Origin of the sequence: Proteus appendicitidis (assembly GCF_030271835.1) — a bacterium.
GTDB lineage: Bacteria > Pseudomonadota > Gammaproteobacteria > Enterobacterales > Enterobacteriaceae > Proteus > Proteus appendicitidis.
In genome coordinates, this window is record NZ_CP127389.1 from 2,508,426 (window position 1) to 2,527,054 (window position 18,629).

An 18,629-nucleotide genomic window follows, 5' to 3' on the forward strand; every position below is an offset into this window, starting at 1 on the left:
GGGTTCCAATGCGGGAGCAGTCACCTTTAGTGACACTGAGAGAACTGGCACAGACAGCGGCTGAACAAGCCGCTATTCAACTGGCTCAGGTCCGGCAGAGTCATCAACAAATGGAACAGCAACTCAATATGTTGATTGGGTATCAGGATGAATACCGTGTACGTCTAAATGAAACGTTGAATTTAGGGGGGATGTCATCAGCATCGTGGCAAAACTACCAACAATTCCTCAAAACGCTCGAATTGACTATCGAACAACATAAACAACAACTTCAACATTGGCAGGCGCAGCTTGATCTTGCAACTGAACAATGGAGAGAAAAACAGCAACGACTCAATGCATTTGAGACTTTGGAGCAACGCGCTGAAGATAGCCGTAAGCGACATCTTGATCGTATTGAACAGAAACAAATGGACGAGTACGCACAGCGTAGTACTTTACGGAGAACAACTTGATGGAGATAACGCTTCTGACCATGGATGTCGCTGCAGCCTCTCCGGGAACGACATCCGCTTCAAATAGTCAGCCCGGTGATAATGCCCCGACATTTGCTCAGCTTTTGGGCTCTCAACCCCAAAATGCACAGAGTGATAAAAAGACAGCCAATATCACAAACCATTCAACGAAAGAAAACAAAGCACATTCACACTCTGATGAAGACAAAACAAAAGAAGACGGTAGTCATCTTGTGTCTGTCACCACAGAACCCAATGTGATAGAAGAGCCATCTCTTGAGAAATCTCAACTGACTCTTACTTTGCCGGATAATGAACAATTTGCGGCTATCGTTGAAAATAAGAACCCGTCTTTATTAATGTCAGCGGAAGAACTCGCGGCTGAACTTCCTGTTCAGTTAGCAGGGCTACCTGGATTAAAACGACTTACCCTTCCCTCAGAACAACTGACTCAAGCATTACAACAGCCTCAATCAGTTAAACGTGGTGAAGATTTAACCTCGTTAGCACGTACTATTTCAAAAGATAGCGATATGTCGGACTTCAACCTTACCGACAAGCTTAACCTATCAAAATCAGATGAAAAGTCCTTGTTAACCCAGCTACGTCCAGAGACGCCGACATTAGCAACAGAAAGTACACTTGTTAGTGCTAATCAAACAGAAAAACCTTCTGCGAAAAAAGTCGATAGCATCGCCACGCTTTTAACGCCAACGGCAGAAAAAGTGAATGCATTGCTAAACGGCGATAAGCAAGTTACGAATGCAAAATTAGTGGACAATGTTGCTCAGCAAATGGTGGCAAGTAATCGCGCTGTAGAAAGCGATCTTCACAACACCCTTTCGACCTCTTCTTCTTTGGCTTCGCAAAGCATTACAGGTCATGCTCACTCTTCAACACAACCACAAATGCAATTTTCACCGATGGCAACACAGGTATTAAATGCACAAGTGGGAACACAAGAGTGGCAACAGCAACTGAACCAACAAATTGTGATGTTTAGCCGTAATGGCTTACAAAAGGCAGAACTACGTTTACACCCTGAAGAGCTAGGTTCATTGCATATCCGCATGAAAATAGAAGATGGGCAAGCACAGTTGCACCTTGCTTCACAAAACGGACAAGTTCGTTCTGTATTAGAAAATGCCATGCATCAATTGCGTCAAGCCCTCTCTGAAAATGGGATCCAGCTCACGCAAAGTCAGGTGTCTAGCGACACTCATGACAGTTGGCAACAACAAAATATGTCAGATTCCTCTCAATTTAGTGGAGATGGTGCCGATAATCATCAAGGAAGCGAGGGTAATTCTCTGCAATTAGCCTCTGAAACGGCACTACAAAAGATAACCCTTACGCCTCAAGAATTAGCATCCGCTCGTGGTGGTGTTGATATTTTCGCCTAATACAAATGTATTGGGAGGAAACACTATGTCAATAAACGTAAGAGTTAATGGTTTTTTCCCTATCTGTTTCTGCAATTAAAAAACAGAAATAGCGGGATAATTAAGGTTGATTTAGATGGATATGGAAGTCCACAACAGTGAACACGTATCCACTACAAAACAGGAATTTAACTGTCCATGTCTAATTACAGCAATGAACGTAAAAGCTATAGCTTAATTCTGATCATCGTATTATTGGTGATCGCCATTATTGCAGCGGCATTCGGTGGATATAGTTGGTGGGCATTGAAGCATGCTAAATCAGGTTCAGCGGGCACAAGTCAGCAAAAAGTTATACCAGCACCCGTTTTTATGTCATTAGAACCCTTTACGGTAAATCTAATTGATGACGAAGAACACTTAGACAGAGTGCTCTATATAGGGATCACATTAAGATTGCATAATGAAGACACTCGTAAGCGTCTACATGATTATTTACCTGAGGTTCGTAGCCGCTTGTTATTACTGCTTTCTCGTCAACAGGCTAATAAGCTCGCGACAGACAATGGAAAACTCCAGCTAATGACGGATGTAAAAGAAACGCTGAGACCGACTCTCGTACCGGGAGAATCTGAACAGATCCTCTCCGATGTACTGTTTACCACGTTTATTCTGCGATAATCATTATGAGCGATAATATCCTTTCACAGGCAGAGATTGATGCTCTGCTGAATGATGACACATCAGGTGACGACGCCAAAAAAAGCGCGAACAGGGAACCTGCGATAGCGAAGGATCCGAATGAACCGGATATTCAGCCTTATGACCCCAACACGCAACGTCGTGTGGTTCGAGAACGTTTACAGTCGTTAGAAATTATTAACGAGCGCTTTGCACGTCAATTCCGTATGGGGCTGTTTAACATGCTCCGTCGTAGCCCTGACATTACTGTTGGTGGCGTTAAAATTCACCCTTATCACGACTTTGCTCGTAATTTACCTGTGCCAACAAACCTTAACTTGGTGCATTTAAAACCTTTACGAGGAACAGCATTATTTACCTTTGAGCCGAATCTGGTTTATATCGCGGTAGATAACCTGTTTGGTGGTGATGGCCGTTTTCCAATCCCTGTGGAAGGGCGTGAATTTACCAACACAGAGCAGCGGATCATCAACAAAATGTTGAAACTGGCACTTGATGCCTACCGTGATGCTTGGGATTCCATATTCAAAATTCAGGTGGAATATGTTCGTTCTGAAATGCAGGTGAAATTTACCAATATCACCTCATCACCGAATGACATTGTTGTTACGACACCTTTTCAGGTAGAAATTGGTTCAATGGTTGGGGAATTTAGTATTTGTATTCCATTTGCCATGATTGAGCCATTACGTGAACGACTGATCAATCCACCAATTGAAAATGTTCGTCAAGAAGATGGGGTTTGGTTAGATAGTTTAGTCAACCAAGTTCAGCATTCAGAGCTTGAACTGGTCGCAAACTTTACTGACATCCCACTGCGTTTATCAAAAGTGTTAACACTTAAAAAAGGGGATGTTATCCCGATTGATAAACCAGAAAGATTGATTGCACATGTTGATGGTGTGCCCGTATTAACAAGCCAATACGGTACAGTAAATGGGCAATATGCCCTTCGTGTTGAACACCTAATTAACCCTGTTTTAAACGCTCTGGATGAGGAACAAACCAATGAGTGATGCAAATCGCCCAACTGATAATTCACAATCGGCTGAGGATATGTGGGCTGATGCAATGGAACAGCAAACTGGGAAAAGCCAGGATAATAGTTCCGATCTATTTGAACATCTTTTGCCTGAAGACGATGCACTAAATCATCTATCTGACATCAATTTGATTATGGATATTCCAGTCAAATTAACAGTAGAGTTAGGTCGCACCAAAATGACTATTAAAAAATTACTTAGCCTGTCACAAGGTTCTGTGGTTTCACTCGATGGTTTAGCTGGAGAGCCTCTTGATATTCTTATCAATGGCTATTTAATCGCTCAAGGTGAAGTTGTGGTTGTTTCTGATAAATACGGTATTCGTATTACCGATATCATTACGCCATCAGAACGTATGCGTCGTCTGAGCCGTTAATCTATGGAACAGCTTCCTTCCTTTTCCAGCCAAGGTGCGGTAAATACTACCGCACCTGCTACAACACAAACTGTTCAAACACCTACACAACCGTTGCCTGTAGGTCAAAGCCTTGCTCAAGTTAGCACGGCACTTGCGGGCATTATCGTTCTTATTATTGTTGCTATGTGGTTATTTCGCCGTTTTGGTTTTACCCGTGGTTCATTTAAAGGAACGACAGCACAACTTAACGTCAAAGCAAGTTGTTCATTAGGTGCGAAAGAGCGTGTGGTGGTGGTTGAAATAGAACAGGAATGGCTCGTATTAGGGGTAACTGCGTCGCAGGTAAATCTGCTGCATAAATTACCCATCCCTGATAAAGCCTCGCAGGAAGCGACCTCATCACCAACATCGCCATTGTTTACTCAAATATTACAAAAAACGCTAAAGCGAGATAAAGGCAACTCATAATGCATCAGTGTGTCACTTTTTTTAACGCATTAAAGCGTTGGCGTCTCTTCGCTAGTGTGCTGGTTTTAATCTTATTACCTAGCAGTGCGTTTGCCCAATTTCCGGGTGTTATTACACAGTCTTTACCGGGTGGTGGTCAAAGTTGGTCATTACCAGTACAAACATTAATCTTCATTACAGCTTTAGGGTTTATTCCTGCTGTTTTGCTGATGATGACCAGTTTTACCCGCATTATTATTGTCCTTGGATTATTACGTAATGCTTTAGGTACACCTTCTGCTCCTCCAAACCAAGTTGTTCTTGGTTTGGCATTATTTATGACCTTTTTCATTATGGCACCAGTTTTTGATAAAATTTATCAAGATGCCTATATGCCATTTACTGAAGATCAAATTACCTTCGAGCAAGCCTTAGAAAATGGTTCTAAACCTTTACGCCAGTTTATGATGCAACAAACTCGTGAAACTGATTTAGCGCTGTTTGCTCGTCTTGCCGATGCGCCTGCGTTTGAAACTCGCGAAAGTGTACCAATGCGTATTTTGGTGCCGGCTTATATTACGAGTGAACTAAAAACCGCCTTCCAAATCGGTTTTATGATTTTTATTCCTTTTCTTATTATCGACTTAGTGGTTGCCAGTGTGTTAATGGCGTTAGGTATGATGATGGTGCCACCAGCCACAGTTTCATTGCCATTTAAACTGATGCTTTTTGTTTTAGTTGATGGTTGGCAATTAATACTAGGCTCGCTTGCACAAAGCTTTTTTAATTAGCGCTGAGGTAATCCCATGACACCAGAATCCGTCTTAGCACTAGGTACTGAAGCGATGAAAATCGCTTTATCACTAGCAGGCCCTCTTTTATTGTCCGCTCTGGTGACCGGTCTTGTGATCAGTATGCTTCAAGCTGCAACACAGATAAACGAAATGACATTATCGTTTATTCCCAAAATCCTGGCTGTATTAGCTGCTATTTTAGTTGCGGGTCCTTGGATGTTAAGTTTACTTATTGATTATATGCATAACTTATTTACAAGCATTCCTGGGATGATTGGTTAATAGCAATGATAACCCTGACCAGTGAAATGCTTAACGGCTACATTAGTGATTTTTTCTGGCCATTTGTGCGTATACTCGCCCTTTTTAGCACTGCGCCACTCTTTAGTGAAAAGCAGACGCCTAAAAAATTTCGCATTGCGCTCGCCTTTCTAATTACCGCATTAGTTGCACCAGGCTTACCGCAAAGTAATGTGCCTTTATTCTCGATTATTGCCTTTTGGGTACTGTTGCAACAAATTTTGATTGGCACAATTCTAGGGTTATCAATGCAGTTGGCGTTTGCTTCTGTTCGTCATGCTGGTGAAGTGATTGGTTTACAGATGGGGCTTTCATTTGCCACCTTCGTCGATCCATCAGGTGGCCCGAATATGCCTATTCTGGCACGTATTTTTAATATGTTAACAATATTGCTATTTTTAGTATTTGATGGGCATTTATGGTTAATATCAATATTAGTTGATACGTTCTATGTTGTTCCTATTGGAAATCAAACCTTTAACTCTTTAGCTATTCTCACTTTAGTTCAAAGTGGTGGCACAATCTTTATTAACGGTATGATGTTAGCCATGCCATTAATCACCCTACTTTTAGTACTCAACCTTTCATTAGGTATTCTAAACCGTATGACACCACAACTTTCTGTCTTTGTGGTGGGTTTCCCTCTTACGCTGACTATCGGTATGTTAGCATTATCCATGATCATGCCTGCATTACCTGTGTTTACAGAGCGTGTCTTTAGCGATACGTTTAATCGCATCACATTGATATTACAGCAGTTGGTTTCTTGAAATTTCAGCTTATTAACTTTTAATTATTTATTTTTCAGCTCACTCATTAAAATTAATCTGTTTTCACCCTAGCCATTAATGCTTATTTATTCTACAATTCTTGTATATCATTTGCTATACAAGGAGACGTGATATGAAATCAGATGTACAACTTAATATTCGCGCTAAAGAATCACAACGCGCTCTTATTGATACTGCTGCTGAAATTCTCCATAAATCTCGTACTGACTTTATTCTTGAAACAGCATGTCAAGCTGCTGAGGATGTCATTTTAGACCGTCGAACCTTTAATTTAAATGATGCTCAATATGCCGAATTTATAGAAATTATTGATGCACCGGTTGATATTGACCCTGCTCTTGAAAAGTTATTAATGAGAAAACCATTATGGGAAAAGTAACAGCGCCTGAGCCGTTATCAAGTTCGCATGAAGTCGCTGATTTTTATAGTAGTGAAATTGTATTAGATAACTGGATAAAGCAAAGAGGTTTCAAAAACCAATTATTGGGTGCATCTCGTACTTTTGTGGTCTGTAAAGAAAATAGCCACTATGTTGTTGGCTATTATTCTTTAGCAACAGGAAGTGTTAATCATACTGAAGCCATCAACGCGATTCGTCGTAATATGCCAGATCCAATACCTGTTATCATTTTAGCTAGACTTGCCGTCGATATCTCTTTCCATGGAAAAGGTCTTGGCGCTGATTTATTAAGAGATGCTGTTTTACGTTGTTATCATGTTGCTGAAAATATTGGCGTTAAAGCGATTATGGTTCATTCTCTCACAGAAAATGCAAAACAGTTTTATCTTCATAATGGTTTTAAAGCCTCTTCAACACAAGAAAACACTTTATTTCTAGCATTAAAGAAATGAACTTGCCTCTCGCATTCAATAAAAAAAATCCCCTGATAAATAAATACCAGGGGTGATATCAAAATGTCTTAAGACAAAACTAAAATAATTAGCGGTACATCTTAAACATCGACATATCTTTCATGTCGTTAAACACTTTATAAGAAGCCTGTAATACAGACTCTTCTTGGTAATAATCTGAAATCGCTTGTGTCCAATCTAATTCACGCAGTTCGCTTAAACGTTTTGCATTTCTTAAAGAAGTATCGGCACCTAAATCATCTAAGTTATCAAGTTCTTGAAGTTGTAGACCTAACTTCGCCTCAACACTAGAAATATTATTTAGCGTCGCACGGTTAACACGGTTTGCAGCATCAATTTTGTCTAATGCAGCATCACGATCAGCTTGTGGTTTACCCGCTAAAGGTTCACGCAATGCAGTAATAGCGCCATCTAATGCTTCAAAAATATCTGGAGCCGTTCCTTTACTACCTGAAGATTGTAATGTTTCGATCCCTGTAAAGTTAGTGACCATTTCAATATTACTATCTACTTTTTGGGTAATTTGCTTATCACCACCTTGATAGGTGATTTTGCCTGTTGCATCAGCAACAAAAGGTGGTTTATCTGATTGGAAGCCAGCAAAAATATAACGACCCACACCATCTTTTGTATTACCAATACCCACTAGCTGGTCTTTTAAACCCTCTAATTGATCAGCTAAAGATGCACGGTCTTCGTCGCTTAATGTGGCATCATTACCCGCTGCAACCAGTGTTTCTTGAATTTTAGTGGTAATATTCACCATTTGGCTTGCTAAGCTCATTTGCAAAGACATGCTGTTTTTGGCAAATCCACGCGCTGTCGCATACTGCTGATTGCGCGATTCAGATTGTTTCACCATCACCGCTTGAGAAGCCGCCATGGGATCATCTGATGGTTTTTCAACACGACGACCGCTAGAAATTTTATTCCCTTCAGTCATCCATTTACTTTGCGAACCAGTGATATTGTCCACTCGCTGGCTAAAAATTTGATTTGAACTTAAACGCACCGTGATATTCCTTATTCTGATGAGGGCTTAGAGAACTTGCATAATTGCATCAAACATACTGTTTGCTGTTTGAATAACTTTTGCATTTGCCATGTAATATTCTTGAATGCGATACATCTCGCCATACTCTTCATCCAAGTTCACGCCAGAAACAGACTGTTGTTGTTCTACAATACTTTTAGTAATAGAAACCTGAGCATCAAAGTCAACTTGAGCGGTATTCACTTTATTACCGACCATACTGATCAATGAGCCATAGCCACCAGCAATTGTTGTTTTACCATCAATAATTTTTTCATCAGGTAACTCAAACAGTTTTTTCATGTTTTCGTTATCGCTTGGACCGGTATCTTTAGAGCCTGCTGCTGCAATTTTGCTAGGATCATTCAAGGCAACTTTCATACCAGCAATCACGTTACCCACAGATTGAACGACAATAGAATCGTCTTTTTGTGGTGTACCATTGACTTTGATACTCATCCCTTCGAATTCTAATTCGCCCGTTGCACCGACTGTAGCTGCAACTTTACGACCACCCGGCTCTACCGTCACATTCCAATTGCTGCCGTCGTATTTAACCGTATAGTCAGCGGCTTTCACTTCTTTAGTGTCAGTGTATTTCACATCAAAGGTGGCATTACCTTTGTTTTTGCCGTTTGGCATAACATGAGCGCCACCAAGGTCAAAGAATTTTTCACCTTTGTCGCCATTTAAATCAAAACCTTGCTCATGCTGTTTATTAAATTGATCACCCAGCACTAACGCTAATTGGTTTAATTGGTTACGGCTTGGATCTAACACCTCTTCACGGCTACGATAAGCACCACCAAGTTCGCCACCCTTAATGCGTTTTGCATCCACTTCACGCATTTCATCAATGCCGTTGCTATAACCAATAACAAGGCGTTCGCTGTTTTGATTAGATGGAATAGCTGAAACTTCATAAGCGCGAGTACCAGAGACTAATGGCAAACCATTAGCAAATGTGACGTTAACAAAACCACCGTCTTGTTGAGTCACTTGTACATCAACCAATGTGTTTAATTCTTGAACTAAACGGTCGCGTTGGTCTAATAAATCGTTAGGATCAGCGCCATTAAAGCCTTTAGAGCGGCTAATTTCGTTATTTAATTTTGCGATTTGTTTTGTATATTCATTGATATTTTTAGAGGTGTTTGTCACCTGACTATTAATATCTTTTTCTAAATCACGCAATGATTGGTCTGCTTTAGCAAACATATTGACCATAGCTTCCGCTTTACCAATAACCGTTGTACGCGCTGGGTTATCTTCTGCATTATTAGTTACATTCGGTAAGCTGGTAAAAAATTCGTCAATCGCACTCGAAACGTCATTCCCTTTATCTGCTAACAAATCATTAATTTGTGAGATATTTTGGGTATAGCTATTCAGTGCGCTTTGTTTTGACATTGCACGGTTCATTTGACCGGCAAGGAATTCGTTATATTCACGATGAATACGACTAACATTAACGCCATTACCGATATAACCATTACCGGTCATCGTACCGCTGTTTTCATTAAACACAGTCATTTGACGGTTGTACCATTTTACATTTTGGTTAGCGATGTTATTACTCACAGTGCTCATCGCAGCTTGTGCCGCATTAAGTCCGCTCATCGCTGTATTAATTAAACTGTTGGACATTTGTCTATCCTTTTACGTTTAGTCATCACCCGTATGCACGGAGCATAGCTGGCAAGTTAAATGGATGCTCTGGTCTTTATTATCGGTTCTTCCCCTCTAAACTTGAGGGGAAAATAATTAAAATAGGTCGCTTAAATCGTGAGTATAAGTTTTAGCAACTTGCTCACCACTTCCTTTTAATTGGCCAATAATTGAAACCAGTTTTTTGGCATAACCCGGATCGGTAGCATAACCTGCTTCTTGGATGCGGTAAGCCGCTTGTTCAGGGGTATGGGCTTGAGGTACTTTAGCGTAACGAGGGCTTTCAGTGATCAATCTGAGGTAATCTTGAATAGCTTCAACATAAGAGCCATAAACACGGAAATTGTCACGCATTTTAACCGAGTTACCATCGATCACTTCAGTTGTCATGATATTCGTAACAGGTCCTTTCCAGCTATTTCCTGCTTTAATACCAAACAGGTTATAACTCGGTTTACCGTCACCGGTTAGGATCTCACGTTTACCCCAACCTGATTCAAGTGCGGCTTGAGCAACAACTAAAAGATGGTGTACACCAGTACCTTCTGTGGCTTGTTTTGCTGGCCCTAACAGTTTTGATGCAAAAGAAGCACTGCTTTCAGATAAGCCCTTAAGCTTGCCAATCGTACTTTCAACTGCATTTTGATAAGGCTGCATCGCACGATAAATTTGCCCCAATGCTTGCGTTGGCATGGATTGAAATATATCGCTACCATCTAATGGCATTGGCGTTTTACCCGCCATTTCACTAGGGTCCATCGTAACTTTGGCAGAAAGTTGTTTTTCTATCATGTCAGCAAAGCCCAAGCCTTTTTGTGATAAGTCTTGAGCGATTTGTTGATCATAAAGAGAGGTGTACATCTTGGTACTTTCTGAGTTGAACATGCTTTCTTGAGGAATAGCATCACGCATGCTCTTTAACATCATTTGAACGAAAACACCTTCAAGTTGCTGCGCCACTTGGCGCAGCCCTTGTTGATCAGTATTTTGTCCAACCTGATATTTAAGTTTATTCAATGCATTACTGTCATATGCTGGCGTTGACATCGTCGGCATTGAAGAAAGCAGAGATAAATCTTTCATCAGATAATCTCCAATCTCGCACGTAAGCAACCCGCGCTTTCCATTGCTTGCAAAATTGACATTAAATCTGTTGGTGTTGCACCCAGTGCATTTAATGTGCGGATCACTTCGTTTAAGCTTGCACTTGCATTCACTTGTTGTAATGAGCCACCTTGTTCACTCATATTTACGCTAGTATTACGTGTTACAACCGTACTACCACCCGCAAACGGAGTATTAGGTTGGCTGACATTAACTTGACTATCAACCGTAACGGAAAGATTCCCTTGAGCGATAGCACAGCTTCCTAATGTCACATCACGATTCATCACAACAGAACCAGTTCTTGCATTAATGATCACTTTCGCATCTGCAACTACACGTTTAATTTCAAGGTTTTGAACTTCAGCCAAGAAGCGGACTTGTTCACTTTTACCAATAGGAACACGTAGTTGAACTGTACGGGCATCTAAAGGGATCGCCGTGCCCACACCGCGCAATTTATTAACAGCATCAGAGATGTGTTGTGCCAAAGTGAAGTTTTCTTCATTCAGTTGTAGATTCAGCAGACCTGTTTGACCAAATTGCGAAGGCAGTTCACGTTCAATGATAGCGCCGCTGCTAATGCGTCCACCTGCTAACTGGTTAACTTTAACGCTATTCCCCCCCGCAGATGCACCCGCTCCCCCGACAATAATATTGCCTTGTGCTAAAGCATAAATCTGATTATCAACACCTTTTAATGGTGTCATCAGCAACGTACCACCACGTAAGCTTTTTGCATTACCTAAGGATGAAACAACAACATCGATTGATTGCCCTGTACGACCAAAAGGCGGTAATTTTGCAGTTACCATTACCGCTGCAACGTTTTTCAATTGCATATTGGTGCCAGGTGGTACGGTGATCCCCAATTGAGAGAGCATGTTATTCAGACTTTGCGTGGTAAACGGGGTTTGCATTGTTTGGTCACCCGTTCCATCTAATCCCACGACCAAACCATAACCAATCAGCGCATTTTCTCTTACCCCTTCAACAGAGGTGAGATCTCTGATCCGTTCGGCATGAGCGGAAAAACCGACACATGTCATCACGATAAAGAAAAGGCTCATCGCTATTTTTTTCATCTGGACCCTACTCATTAAAAAGGTGATACATTTAAGAAGAAGCGTTGTAGCCATCCCATAGACTGTGCTTCATTGATATAACCGTCTCCGATATATTCAATACGAGCATCAGCAACTTGGGTTGAATTTACGGTATTAGCACCACTGATTGTTCTTGGGTTCACAACACCTGAAAAACGGATAAATTCAGTACCTTGATTGATAGCAATTTGCTTTTCACCGATAACGTGCAGGTTTCCATTGGCAAGAAGCTGATCGACGGTAACAGTGATGGTGCCTTTAAAGGTATTGTTTGCGTTTGCGCCACCTTTACCGCCAAAGTCACTGTTTCCTTCCATTCCCATATCAGCACGGCTATTACCAAACAATCCTTCCAAAAATCTTGGTGTGATCGAAGCAAGGAATCCTGCTTTGCCATTACGGCTCGCATTTGCGGATGAGTTTTTGCTTGCACTCACGTTTTCTTGCAATGTAATTGTTAGCGTGTCACCAATATTTCGAGGACGTCTGTCTTCAAATAGCGGTTGATAGCCAAAATAAACAGGCTGAGCTGACTGAAAAATAGAGCCATTAGGCGCAGGCGCTGTTGGTGCCGTTGGAACCGCCGTTGTGTTACCTTCTACCAACGGTTTTTTGGGTATATGTGCGCATCCCGCCAGTGTCAGTACCAACAGGGCGGTACCTAAACGTTGATGACGACGCCATCTGACACTAAGCTTTCTTGCCCCAGAATTGTCAGTAATGACCTTTGTATCCATCTTCGATACTCTTTTAGTAATACGCCTGACAGGAAATCCTGTCAGGCTAATAAACAAACGAAATTAGAGTTGCGTTAGTTTCTGTAACATCTGATCAGATGTTGAAATCGCTTTACTGTTAATTTCATAAGCACGTTGAGTCTGGATCATATTGACCAGCTCTTCAGCTACGTTAACGTTAGAGGTTTCAACATATCCCTGATACAACAAGCCTGCGCCGTTGATACCAGGGGCATTCTCAGTAGGTGCGCCAGAACTTGCCGTTTCTAAGTACAAGTTTTCACCGACACTTTCTAATCCGCTGTCATTAATAAAGGTAGTAAGTGTTAATTGCCCAACTTGTTGTGGAGCCGGATCACCGTCTATCTCAACACTGACAGTACCATCACGACCAATCATCACTTTTTTGGCGGTATCAGGCAAAATGATGGCAGGAACAACTTGGAAGCCACTCGTTGTCACTAATTGCCCATTTTGATCCATTTGGAATGCACCATCACGGGTATAAGCGTCTGTACCATCTGGTAACTGAACATGGAAGAAACCTTGTCCTTTAATCGCCACATCACGAGTCCCGTTTGTTGGCGCTAAGTTACCTTGGCTATGTAAACGTTCAGTCGCAACAGGGCGAACACCGGTACCAATTTGTAAACCAGATGGTGCATTCGTCTGCTCTGATGTCATGGCACCTGGTTGACGAATTGTTTGGTACAGTAAATCTTCGAAAACCGCACGTTGGCGTTTAAAACCATTGGTGCTGACGTTTGCGAGGTTGTTGGAAATCACATCCATGTTTGTCTGTTGTGCATCCAACCCAGTTTTAGCAATCCATAAAGAACGGATCATGGTTTTCCCCTTACACTATTTAACTCATTGATAGCAATTGGTTAGCTCGTTGCGCATTATCATCGGCGCTATGAATAACCTTCATTTGCATTTCAAAACGTCTTGCGTTTGCTATCATATCGACCATGGCTTCTGCTGGATTAACATTACTGCCTTCTAACACACCAGCTAACACCTTCACGCTATCATCCGCAGGTAATTCCTCACCAGCACGCGCAGTTCCTTTTGGTGATAAATGGAATAAACCATCATCGCCACGAACTAAATCGTTTTGCTCTGGTTTTACCATTTTCAAGCGACCAATTTGACCCAACATTTTTGGTGGATCAGTCGGTACATGCGCCGTCACAATACCGTTATTGGCAATACTGACATTTGCTTGAGCAGGTACTTCAATCGCACCGTTATCGCCCATTAACAAACGACCTTGTACCATCAACATGCCATCAGCGTTACGCTGAATATTACCGTTTCGGGTATAGGCTTCAGTACCATCTTCAAGTTGAACCGCTAAATAGCCGTTATCACTTAACGCAACATCCATTGATCTGCCGGTATAGTTCATCGTTCCTTGACTTTGATCGCTACCAGGCGTGGAGGCTACCGTTAATGTACGAGTTGGTAAGGTATCGCCATTGACAGGTACGGCTCGCATTGCACTAAGCTGCGCTTTAAATCCCGGCGTTGATGCGTTTGCTAAGTTGTTCGCCACGACAGCTTGATTTTCCATCGAGTGTCTGGCGCCGCCCATCGCGGTATAAATCACATGATCCATAACAGATTATTTCCAGCGTTATTAGCGCAAGCTAACCAGAGTCTGCAGGATCTGATCCTGAGTCTTAATGGTTTGTGCGTTTGATTGATAGTTACGTTGAGCAACGATCATATTGACTAACTCTTGGCTCATATCCACGTTAGACGCTTCTAATGCGTTATTGGTTAATTTGCCGAATACACCAGAGCCAGCAACACCCACGATTGGTGAACCTGAACCGTTAGTTTCAGACCACATGTTGTCGCCTTGTGAGCTTAAACCACCAGCATTTGCAAAGCTAGCGAGTGCGATTTGGCCAACAACTTGGCTTTGTTGGTTTGAGTAAGTCGCCATGATGGAGCCATCTTGCTCAATACGGAAATTGGTAAATTCACCTGCTTGGTAACCATTTTGCGCTAATTTAGAAACACTTGATTCTGATACTTTTTGCTGAGTACTGCCGGCGAAATTCAGTTCAATAGTACTTGGAGCTGAGCCATTTAAAGAAGCAATAGCAAAGCCTGGTGTTGCTGGAGGTGTCACTGCCGCTGGTGTGAATTTATTTAGAACACCACCCGTTGTATAGTCTAATGTACCTAACTCTTGGTGAGGTGTTGGCGCACCACCCGCTGTTTTAGTTGACGTATCTTGACCGTAAACTTTCCATTCATTGTCTTTTGTTTTTACAAAGAATAAGTTCAGGTTATGTTCATTACCTAAGCTATCGTAAGTGGTAACGTTAGTACTAAAGTTGTATGTATCGCCATCTTTAGCATCAAATGGAGCTTTAGCGGGTTTATCTTCACCAGAGTTCAGGTTAACCGCCATATCAATTTTGTTGGTTGCGCTGGCATTCATCATATCGGTAGGAATAACGATAGGTGTTGGTGTTGCCCCTTTTTGAACAACGTTTTTACCATCAACAACTTGTACTGGATAACCTGTAATACGCATACCTTGCATATTAGTCAGGAAACCATTTTTGTCTTTACCGAATTCACCATTACGTGAATAGAAAACGCCACCGTTTTGGTCTTCAATGCGGAAAAAACCACCGCCAGAAATCGCTACGTCTGTTGGGCGGTTAGTGGTTGTGATACTACCGTCTTTAAAGTTTTGGCTAATGCCTGCCACTTTAACACCCAGACCTGCACCAGAGCCGGCGAAAACGTCAGCAAAAGAAACAGTTGCACCTTTAAAGCCATAGGTTGCGGAGTTAGAAATGTTATTACCGATAGAATCTAAGTTAGCGGCTGCTGCGTTTAAACCACTTACTGCTTGTGAAAAGGACATGCGCCCTCCAAGTTGAATATGTGTTAGTTAAAGAACCTGACGAATTTCATCCAATGAAACGGTATTACCTAAGCCAACATCAAGGCGGGCGCCACCATCCACCATGGACACACTATTCACCAGCGCATAATTCAGTGTCTTAACAGGGACCTGAGCATCATTAAGCGTGGCGTTAACGGTAAATTTATAACTTCCTGTAGGAACAGGATTGTCATCTTCATCGGTACAATCCCAAGAGAAGTTATAAACATCCGGTAGCATCTTTTTGTCCATTTTGATTGTACGAACGGTTACACCACTAGCATTAGTGATGTTTATCGTAAGAGAATCGGTTGGACTGAGTAATTCAAAACCAAAAGGTGTTGAAAAAAGGTGTTCACTGTCAGGTGTATTTGGGTCAGTATCATCTGCTTTATACGTTCCCATTTGCTGACGTGTTTTCTCATTTTGAGTATCAGGTGTTGGAATTGTGTCATCCCCATCACTGGGTTTTTCAGTCTCGCCTGTACCATCGGTTGGCTGAAAGACAACAATTTTATTACCAGCAACCATGACACCACGGCCAACGAGAGAAGAAGCTCGCAACGCCTGACTTTGATCAATCTGTCCAACAATGTTATTCACTGTTTTATTCAGTGTCTCAATGCCTTCAACCGTTGAAATTTGAGCTAACTGGGAAGTTAACTCATTATTTTGCATTGGGTTTGTTGGGTCTTGATTTTTCATCTGAGTGATGAGAAGCGTGAGGAAATTCCCTTTAATATCATCACTACCCTTTTTTTTCGTATGATATGAAGAAGGTGCATCCCCGATAATGGTATTATCATAAGGTTCATTCATTGAGGAGGAAATGCCCACAATTTATTCTCCCTATTGACCTATCATCAGTGTTTTTTGCATCAGCGATTTTGCCGTGTTCATCACTTCGACGTTAGCTTGGTAACTTCTTGATGCAGAGATGGTGTTAATCATTTCACCCACAACATCAACATTCGGCATACGTACATACCCTTTTTCATCGGCAAAAGGATGCCCCGGCTGATATTCCATACGAAATGGTGCAGGATCATCCACCACTTCAGTGACACGAACGCCGCCAACTTCTTGGCCAGCGGGTGCGTTTACCTGAAAAACAACCTGTTTTGCACGATAAGGATCGCCATCTGGACCCGCAACACTGTCAGCGTTTGCCATATTGCTGGCACTCACGTTTAAACGCTGTGATTGCGCTGAAAGTGCTGAACTTGAAATATCGAAAATACTAAATAAAGACATGCTCTTTACCCTACTGTTGCAATACAGCCATCATGCTTTTAACTTGCGAGTTAATAAATGTCACATCAGCCTGATACTTAAGGCTATTGTCAGCAAAATTACTACGTTCCATATCCATATCCACGGTATTACCATCCATCGCAGTTTGATGAGGCACGCGATAGAGTAAGTCCGCTTCTAAGCGATAACCGGGTTTGATCGGGATATGACGATCTGATGTCATTGCCAATTGCATGCCATGACTACCAGTACGTCCATTTTCAATGGTTTTCTTCAATTCAGAAGCAAAATCAATATCACGAGCCTGAAAGCCTGGGGTATCTGCATTAGCGATATTCGCAGCGAGAATTTCTTGGCGTTTATTGCGTATTGAGAGCGCTTCTTGTTGAAAATGAAACGTATTTTCTAATTTATCGAGCATCTTCTATCCTTGGTGGCTAAGCCACATACCTCAGCTGATAAAACAATTTCAGTTGACAGAATAAACGCTCAAAAAAAAGATGATTGGAGGAATAGGCGTAAATTGGATTGCTATTTATGCGTTTAAGGCGTGCAAAGTCGATGTACACTGTTGTTGCTAAATAATGGCAAACGCACAATTAGCATCAACTCTGTAAGGTGATACAAATTATGTTAGTTAGAACTCTTATCGGTCTATTTTCTTTTTTCTTTATGATGAATGTGAGTATTGCGAAATCACTCCCTGAAGAACTACAAGATTTCTTTGTCGCACTTCATCAACAAGGCGATAAAGTGACTGTGACAGTTTTAACACCAGAAGATAAATGGCCAGTCTGCCAAACACAAGAGATCCAAGGTCATGCTGGCTCCCGTAATTGGGGACGTCTTTCAATTCCAATTCAGTGTGATAAACAGCGTCGTTTTATTCAAATTGATGTTAGCGTTAATGGTAAATACTTAATCGCGAAAAAAGACATTAATCGTGATGACATCATTGAAACTTCTGCCGTTAGCATGGCAACGGGTGAATTAGAAAAATTACCTTATGATGTATTACGTGATCCTGCATTAATTAAAAATGCGATCGCAATGCGACAAATATCCGCAGGAAAGCCTTTAACCTCGACAATGGTTCGTCGCCCTTGGGCTATTTTGGCGGGACAAACCGTGACTGTATTTGCACAAGGTCCCCACTTTCAGATCCGCTATGAAGGTAAAGCCGTAAACAATGCTGTCGCCAATGAAACCATTCGCGTAAGAGTTAAATCAGGTCAAATCGTCACTGGCGAAGCACTTGAAGATGGCTCTGTTCGTATCCCTCTTTAATAGATTAAAAAGCTGATAAGCAGAATAAGCCTATATTAAATTGCTTGTTACCCGTTTCAGTTATGGCAAGCCAAGGTAAACTCTCTTACGTTACATTTTTACTCTAAATAATTGCGACAATTTAAAGCATCAATATAGATAAATGTTTATAGATAATGTAGATACTCTAAATAATTTAAGTTGTAGCTAGGCGGCAAATGAATGAGTCGCTAGGAGCATACATAAGTATGTGACTAGTGCGAGTGAATGTAGCCAACAACGCTACAGCTTAAAGTATGACGAGTAGTGTGACTAGCGCGAGTGAATGTAGCTAACAACGCTACAGCTTAAAGTATGACGAGTAGTGTGACTAGTGCGAGTGAATGTAGCTAACAACACTAC

The 18,629-nt window shown here is 41.6% G+C and carries 23 protein-coding genes; 12 read left to right on the forward strand and 11 right to left on the reverse strand.

What is annotated here, in order from left to right:
- The first annotated feature begins 8 nt into the window (after positions 1 to 8).
- The 11 genes from fliJ to QQS39_RS11850 all read left to right on the forward strand — a co-directional run bounded on the left by fliJ (position 9) and on the right by QQS39_RS11850 (position 7,124).
- Positions 9 to 455, forward strand: coding sequence for a flagellar export protein FliJ (gene fliJ / locus QQS39_RS11800; RefSeq protein WP_006533149.1), 447 nt, complete (start codon positions 9 to 11; stop codon positions 453 to 455).
- Positions 455 to 1,858, forward strand: a complete 1,404-nt coding sequence (locus QQS39_RS11805; protein WP_285804601.1) for a flagellar hook-length control protein FliK — start codon at positions 455 to 457, stop codon at positions 1,856 to 1,858. The genes fliJ and QQS39_RS11805 overlap by 1 nt, the downstream gene beginning before the upstream one ends.
- Positions 1,859 to 2,035: 177 nt before the next feature.
- The gene (gene fliL / locus QQS39_RS11810; protein WP_006533151.1) at positions 2,036 to 2,518 is read left to right on the forward strand and encodes a flagellar basal body-associated protein FliL; all 483 of its coding nucleotides are present in this window, start codon (positions 2,036 to 2,038) and stop codon (positions 2,516 to 2,518) included.
- Positions 2,519 to 2,523: 5 nt separating this feature from the next.
- The gene (fliM, locus tag QQS39_RS11815) at positions 2,524 to 3,555 is read left to right on the forward strand and encodes a flagellar motor switch protein FliM (RefSeq protein ID WP_151435474.1); all 1,032 of its coding nucleotides are present in this window, start codon (positions 2,524 to 2,526) and stop codon (positions 3,553 to 3,555) included.
- Positions 3,548 to 3,958 carry a flagellar motor switch protein FliN gene (gene fliN, locus QQS39_RS11820; RefSeq protein ID WP_023581830.1) on the forward strand — a complete coding sequence of 137 codons (411 nt, stop codon included), beginning with the start codon at positions 3,548 to 3,550 and terminating at the stop codon, positions 3,956 to 3,958. Before fliM ends, fliN begins: the two co-directional genes overlap by 8 nt.
- Positions 3,959 to 3,961: 3 nt before the next feature.
- On the forward strand, positions 3,962 to 4,408 hold the full coding sequence (gene fliO / locus QQS39_RS11825) for a flagellar biosynthetic protein FliO (RefSeq protein WP_151435475.1): 447 nt from the start codon (positions 3,962 to 3,964) through the stop codon (positions 4,406 to 4,408).
- Entirely contained in the window at positions 4,408 to 5,178 is a 771-nt protein-coding gene (gene fliP / locus QQS39_RS11830; RefSeq protein ID WP_151435476.1) for a flagellar type III secretion system pore protein FliP, read from the forward strand. The genes fliO and fliP overlap by 1 nt, the downstream gene beginning before the upstream one ends.
- Before the next feature lie 15 nt (positions 5,179 to 5,193).
- Complete coding sequence (gene fliQ, locus QQS39_RS11835) at positions 5,194 to 5,463, forward strand: flagellar biosynthesis protein FliQ (RefSeq protein ID WP_151435477.1); 270 nt, start codon at positions 5,194 to 5,196, stop codon at positions 5,461 to 5,463.
- Positions 5,464 to 5,468: 5 nt separating this feature from the next.
- A complete protein-coding gene (fliR, locus tag QQS39_RS11840; RefSeq protein WP_196736676.1) occupies positions 5,469 to 6,251 on the forward strand; it encodes a flagellar biosynthetic protein FliR in 783 nt (260 codons plus the stop codon).
- 133 nt (positions 6,252 to 6,384) lie between these two features.
- The gene (locus QQS39_RS11845; RefSeq protein WP_151435479.1) at positions 6,385 to 6,651 is read left to right on the forward strand and encodes a type II toxin-antitoxin system TacA family antitoxin; all 267 of its coding nucleotides are present in this window, start codon (positions 6,385 to 6,387) and stop codon (positions 6,649 to 6,651) included.
- Positions 6,639 to 7,124, forward strand: coding sequence for a GNAT family N-acetyltransferase (locus tag QQS39_RS11850; protein WP_285804602.1), 486 nt, complete (start codon positions 6,639 to 6,641; stop codon positions 7,122 to 7,124). Before QQS39_RS11845 ends, QQS39_RS11850 begins: the two co-directional genes overlap by 13 nt.
- A gap of 88 nt (positions 7,125 to 7,212) precedes the next feature.
- Here QQS39_RS11850 and flgL read toward each other — a convergent pair whose 3' ends face one another.
- The 11 genes from flgL to flgB form a co-directional block, all read right to left on the reverse strand.
- On the reverse strand, positions 7,213 to 8,157 hold the full coding sequence (gene flgL / locus QQS39_RS11855; RefSeq protein ID WP_196571542.1) for a flagellar hook-associated protein FlgL: 945 nt from the start codon (positions 8,155 to 8,157) through the stop codon (positions 7,213 to 7,215).
- 27 nt (positions 8,158 to 8,184) lie between these two features.
- Complete coding sequence (flgK, locus tag QQS39_RS11860) at positions 8,185 to 9,825, reverse strand: flagellar hook-associated protein FlgK (protein WP_285804603.1); 1,641 nt, start codon at positions 9,823 to 9,825, stop codon at positions 8,185 to 8,187.
- Between the two features lie 117 nt (positions 9,826 to 9,942).
- Positions 9,943 to 10,929 (reverse strand): flagellar assembly peptidoglycan hydrolase FlgJ, encoded by a 987-nt coding sequence (gene flgJ / locus QQS39_RS11865; RefSeq protein ID WP_151435483.1) that lies wholly within the window; start codon positions 10,927 to 10,929, stop codon positions 9,943 to 9,945.
- Positions 10,929 to 12,035 (reverse strand): flagellar basal body P-ring protein FlgI, encoded by a 1,107-nt coding sequence (locus tag QQS39_RS11870; protein WP_151435484.1) that lies wholly within the window; start codon positions 12,033 to 12,035, stop codon positions 10,929 to 10,931. The genes flgJ and QQS39_RS11870 overlap by 1 nt, the downstream gene beginning before the upstream one ends.
- Before the next feature lie 14 nt (positions 12,036 to 12,049).
- Positions 12,050 to 12,793 (reverse strand): flagellar basal body L-ring protein FlgH, encoded by a 744-nt coding sequence (locus QQS39_RS11875; RefSeq protein WP_023581820.1) that lies wholly within the window; start codon positions 12,791 to 12,793, stop codon positions 12,050 to 12,052.
- A 63-nt stretch (positions 12,794 to 12,856) separates the two neighbouring features.
- Positions 12,857 to 13,639: a flagellar basal-body rod protein FlgG gene (gene flgG, locus QQS39_RS11880; protein ID WP_151435485.1), complete on the reverse strand. Its 783-nt coding sequence runs from the start codon at positions 13,637 to 13,639 to the stop codon at positions 12,857 to 12,859.
- 19 nt (positions 13,640 to 13,658) lie between these two features.
- On the reverse strand, positions 13,659 to 14,414 hold the full coding sequence (locus QQS39_RS11885) for a flagellar basal body rod protein FlgF (protein WP_151435486.1): 756 nt from the start codon (positions 14,412 to 14,414) through the stop codon (positions 13,659 to 13,661).
- A 21-nt stretch (positions 14,415 to 14,435) separates the two neighbouring features.
- Complete coding sequence (gene flgE / locus QQS39_RS11890; RefSeq protein ID WP_151435487.1) at positions 14,436 to 15,686, reverse strand: flagellar hook protein FlgE; 1,251 nt, start codon at positions 15,684 to 15,686, stop codon at positions 14,436 to 14,438.
- A gap of 27 nt (positions 15,687 to 15,713) precedes the next feature.
- Positions 15,714 to 16,544 carry a flagellar hook assembly protein FlgD gene (locus QQS39_RS11895; protein ID WP_285804604.1) on the reverse strand — a complete coding sequence of 277 codons (831 nt, stop codon included), beginning with the start codon at positions 16,542 to 16,544 and terminating at the stop codon, positions 15,714 to 15,716.
- Between the two features lie 12 nt (positions 16,545 to 16,556).
- Positions 16,557 to 16,961 (reverse strand): flagellar basal body rod protein FlgC, encoded by a 405-nt coding sequence (gene flgC / locus QQS39_RS11900; RefSeq protein WP_069367469.1) that lies wholly within the window; start codon positions 16,959 to 16,961, stop codon positions 16,557 to 16,559.
- Positions 16,962 to 16,971: 10 nt separating this feature from the next.
- Positions 16,972 to 17,382: a flagellar basal body rod protein FlgB gene (gene flgB, locus QQS39_RS11905; protein WP_151435489.1), complete on the reverse strand. Its 411-nt coding sequence runs from the start codon at positions 17,380 to 17,382 to the stop codon at positions 16,972 to 16,974.
- A gap of 209 nt (positions 17,383 to 17,591) precedes the next feature.
- Here flgB and flgA point away from each other — a divergent pair, with 209 nt between their 5' ends.
- Complete coding sequence (gene flgA / locus QQS39_RS11910) at positions 17,592 to 18,248, forward strand: flagellar basal body P-ring formation chaperone FlgA (RefSeq protein ID WP_151435490.1); 657 nt, start codon at positions 17,592 to 17,594, stop codon at positions 18,246 to 18,248.
- The last annotated feature ends 381 nt before the right edge of the window (positions 18,249 to 18,629 follow it).